Origin of the sequence: Gordonia sp. i37, from assembly GCF_002043085.1 — a bacterium.
GTDB classification, from domain to species: Bacteria; Actinomycetota; Actinomycetes; order Mycobacteriales; family Mycobacteriaceae; genus Gordonia; species Gordonia polyisoprenivorans.
The window spans coordinates 1-2,819 of record NZ_MVPX01000475.1 but is presented as its reverse complement, the minus strand read 5'-3'; the positions used below and the strand labels follow the sequence as shown (position 1 = coordinate 2,819).

The following is a 2,819-nucleotide window of genomic DNA, read 5'->3' as shown; positions in this document are numbered from 1 at the left end:
CCCGCGGGTCGCATCGGATGCCGGAGCCGCCCCGCCCCGAACCCTCCCGTCCCGAACCCTCCCGTCCCGAACCCTTCAGGCCGGAACCTTCCAGGTCCGAGCCGCCGATCGTCGGGGAGTCGGACTATCGGGGTGGCCGTCGGTCCACCGACTCGGCGCCCCCGCACGATCAGACGCCCTACCACGGCCGACGCCACAGCTTCGACGTCCCCGCCTCGCGTCCGGAGCCCACCTTTGCGCCGGACCAGCCGTACGTGGCTGCCGCGCCGGCCCCTGCACCCTCGGAGTTCGCGGACCGGCAACCGGCCCCGGCGCACGATCCGCAGCCGACGTTGGGCCTGACCGAGGTCGGCGACGCCCTAGACGACGTCGCGACGGCTCTGTCGCGACTGGCCGCCGCGCTGCGGCGCGACTGACCGCCGACAGCGCCCCTCACCGCGCCGACGGCGCTCTTTCGTGACTCTTGTCTCCCACATACCCTAGGGGGGTAGCGTGTGTCGTCCCGGTGGCGTATACCTGTAGGGGGTATCAGGGCACGGTGCCCGAGGAGGACATCATGGATCACGCCGAACACGGCTACATCAGCAACAAGGATGACTATCTGCGTCGCCTTCGGCGGATCGAGGGACAGGCCCGCGGTCTGCAGCGGATGGTCGAAGAAGAGAAGTACTGCATCGACATCCTGACCCAGGTCTCGGCGATGACCAAGGCCTTGCAGGCGGTCGGTCTCGGCCTGCTCGAGGAGCACATGAATCACTGTGTGGTCCGGGCGGCCCAGGAAGGCGACGCCGAGGGCAAAGCCAAGGTCGACGAGGCAGTGCAGGCGATTGCCCGCCTGGTCAAGTCCTGAAACCCACTGTTCAACAAGCATTTACACCTTGAAGGAGCGTGCTCATGGCGAGCGAGACCTACACCGTCACCGGCATGACCTGCGGCCACTGCGCCGCGTCGGTCCGCGAGGAGATCGAGGAGATCCCCGGTGTGCAGAACGTGGACGTGACCGTCGATTCGGGACGGGTGGAGGTGACGAGCGAGACACCCCTCGACCGCGAGGCGGTCGCCCGCGCCGTCACCGAAGCCGGCTACCAATTGGTGTGACCCGCAGATGATCCCGAACACTGTCGCGTCGAACACCGTCGTGCGGGTCGCCGCCTTCCTGGTGGCGCTCGCGGCGGTGTTCGCCATCGCGTTCGCCGTCGGGCATGCGGTCGCGCCCGACGCGGGAGTACCGGTGCCCGAACATCATTCGACCACCACCGATCTCCATGGGGGTCACCGATGACCGCACCCACCACCGAACGCATCGACCTCGACATCGAGGGGATGACCTGCGCGTCGTGCGCCAACCGCATCGAGCGCAAGCTCAACAAACTCGACGGCGTGCACGCCACCGTCAACTTCGCGACCGAACGCGCCCAGATCGACCATCCCTCCGAGGTGGATACCGCCGCACTCATCGCGGCCATCCGATCCGCGGGATATGACGCCGCGCCCGTCGATGACCGCCCGTCGGGGGCCGACGACGCCGACCCCGACGCCGACCCGGACCTCGACGCACTGCGTACCCGAGTGCTGATCAGCGCCGCGTTGACGATTCCGGTCGTCGTGCTCGCGATGGTCCCGGCGTGGCAGTTCACCTACTGGCAGTGGCTGTCGTTGACGCTCGCCGCACCCGTGGTGGTGTGGGGCGCGTGGCCGTTCCACCGCGCCGCCTGGGTGAACCTGCGTCACGGCGCCACCACCATGGACACCCTGGTGTCGATGGGGACGCTGGCCGCCTTCGGGTGGTCGCTCTACGCGCTGTTCCTCGGCACCGCAGGCGAACCCGGCATGACCCATGGCTTCGACCTGATCCCACAACGCGGCGACGGCGGCGCCAACATCTACCTCGAGGCCGCCGCGGGTGTCACGACCTTCCTGCTCCTCGGCAGATATCTGGAGAAGCGCGCGACGCGCACCGCCGGTGACGCACTGCGCGCCCTGATGCGCCTGGGCGCCAAGGATGTTGCCGTCGTGCGCGACGGCGTCGAACAGCGGATTCCGATCGCAGAGCTGGCGGTCGGCGACGAATTCGTCGTGCGACCCGGCGAGAAGATCGCCACCGACGGCGTCGTCGGCGGCGGCGCCTCGGCGGTCGACGCGTCGATGGTGACCGGCGAGTCGATGCCGACCGAGGTCGGCCCCGGCGACTCGGTGGTCGGCGCGACGATCAACACCAGCGGCCGGCTGCTGGTGCGGGCGACCCACGTCGGCGCCGACACCGCCCTGGCGCAGATGACCCGGATGGTCGCCGACGCCCAGGCCGGCAAGGCCGGGGCGCAGCGCCTCGCCGACCGGATCTCCGCCTGGTTCGTGCCCGTGGTGATCGCGATTGCCGTTGCTGCACTGGGATTCTGGCTGGGTGCCGCGGTCGCGTCGGATTCGCCGGTGGGCTTCGCGTTCACCGCGGCGGTCTCCGTGCTGATCATCGCATGCCCGTGCGCGCTGGGATTGGCGACGCCGACCGCGCTGATGGTGGGCACCGGTCGTGGTGCGCAATTGGGAATTCTGTTGACCGGCCCTGAGGTTCTCGAACAGACCCGCCGGATCGACACCGTGCTGCTCGACAAGACCGGCACCGTCACCACCGGCGTCATGCAGGTCGAGAAGATCCAGCCCGCAGACGGAGTCGACGCCGATCGCATCCTGGCGGCTGCAGCGTCCGTAGAGTCGGCATCCGCACACCCCCTCGCCAAGTCCATTGTCGCTGCCGCCCAGCATCTTCCGGTTGGCGACGTCACCGACTTCACCAGCACCGAAGGGGTCGGTGTCGGCGGGGT

4 protein-coding genes and 1 pseudogene are annotated in these 2,819 nt (G+C 69.0%); all 5 read left to right on the top strand.

From position 1 onward, the window contains the following. Nucleotides 1-416, top strand: a pseudogene (locus B1964_RS23135) (hypothetical protein); the annotation flags it as partial. A 140-nt stretch (nucleotides 417-556) separates the two neighbouring features. Further along, nucleotides 557-850 carry a metal-sensitive transcriptional regulator gene (locus B1964_RS23130; RefSeq protein WP_079931430.1) on the top strand — a complete coding sequence of 98 codons (294 nt, stop codon included), beginning with the start codon at nucleotides 557-559 and terminating at the stop codon, nucleotides 848-850. A 44-nt stretch (nucleotides 851-894) separates the two neighbouring features. Beyond that, a complete protein-coding gene (locus B1964_RS23125) occupies nucleotides 895-1,098 on the top strand; it encodes a heavy-metal-associated domain-containing protein (RefSeq protein WP_006369325.1) in 204 nt (67 codons plus the stop codon). Nucleotides 1,099-1,105: 7 nt separating this feature from the next. Beyond that, the gene (locus tag B1964_RS30535) at nucleotides 1,106-1,282 is read left to right on the top strand and encodes a hypothetical protein (RefSeq protein WP_006369326.1); all 177 of its coding nucleotides are present in this window, start codon (nucleotides 1,106-1,108) and stop codon (nucleotides 1,280-1,282) included. Next, a partial coding sequence (locus B1964_RS23120; protein WP_079931429.1) for a heavy metal translocating P-type ATPase occupies nucleotides 1,279-2,819 on the top strand: 1,541 nt, incomplete at its 3' end. The genes B1964_RS30535 and B1964_RS23120, both read left to right, overlap by 4 nt.

Bases quoted from the DNA above. Each gene is read 5' to 3' on its own strand.
- B1964_RS23130 (WP_079931430.1), top strand. From the start codon at position 557: ATGGATCACGCCGAACACGGCTACATCAGCAACAAGGATGACTATCTG.
- B1964_RS30535 (WP_006369326.1), top strand. From the start codon at position 1,106: ATGATCCCGAACACTGTCGCGTCGAACACCGTCGTGCGGGTCGCCGCC.
- B1964_RS23125 (WP_006369325.1), top strand. From the start codon at position 895: ATGGCGAGCGAGACCTACACCGTCACCGGCATGACCTGCGGCCACTGC.